Consider the following 834-nt stretch of genomic DNA (forward strand, 5'->3'; position numbering starts at 1 on the left):
GAGATGCCGATACCACCTGCAAAAGCAGCCGCCGATTGCTCCATGACCGTGGGCATTCCGGCCTTATGGCCGAAGCGGCCCATCATCGGGGCGTCAAACTCGGTCGACCAGACAATGTTCGCTCGGCCCGAGATACCATCGCCATCCGTATCGTCCGGGTCGGCTTTGGCCAGCAGGTCCTCGACCGGGATCGCCTCAAGCAGACCAAGGCCAATCATCTGAGGCGCAACGCGCGGGCTGAGCATGGCGTCCGGGTGCAACGGGCCGTATCCCAGATCGGCAGCCCTGTAGGTGGGGCGGCGGAGCGAGGCGCTCTCGCCCTCGGACAGCGCAACCGGGATCTCTTCGTAGGTGATCTCCAACCGGTATTCCGCCGGATGGCCGGCCAAGGCGAAGTCCTGCATCTGGCCGCCGTAGTTGGGCTCGGGAAGGGTGGCGAGATAGTCTTCGATCCCATCCGGCGCGTCCTCTGGACCTCCGGGGATAGACACGCGCAGGAACATCGAGATGGCGTTGTCATCCGGCTCGTTCGGCGTATGCCCGCGCCCATCCTTGATGTGACAGCGCTGGCACGAGCGCGCGTTATAAAGCGGCCCAAGACCATCAGACGCGAGGGTTGAGGACGGCGAAGAGACCCAGATTTTCTTGAACAATCCGTTGCCGACCTTGAAGTCCAGCTCTTGCTCAAAGCTCAGGTTCTTGGACGGTTGCGATAACGCATCCGCGTTGTTGCGCACGCGCACGGTTGAGGCCCCGGCAGGCAACTCTTCGAACCTTTGCGGCGCGCTGAAATCCTGCGGCGGTGCAGTGACACCGGCAATGCGGGCGCGTTCG

Annotated in this window: 1 protein-coding gene; it reads right to left on the minus strand. The window is 63.2% G+C overall.

Features of this window, described 5'->3' with window-relative positions; genetic code table 11:
• Window positions 1–834, minus strand: an 834-nt coding sequence (locus tag ACR0E6_RS21990; RefSeq protein ID WP_480587341.1) for a di-heme oxidoredictase family protein, incomplete at both ends; no start/stop codon positions are given.

The organism is Ruegeria sp. AP12 (assembly GCF_056540025.1).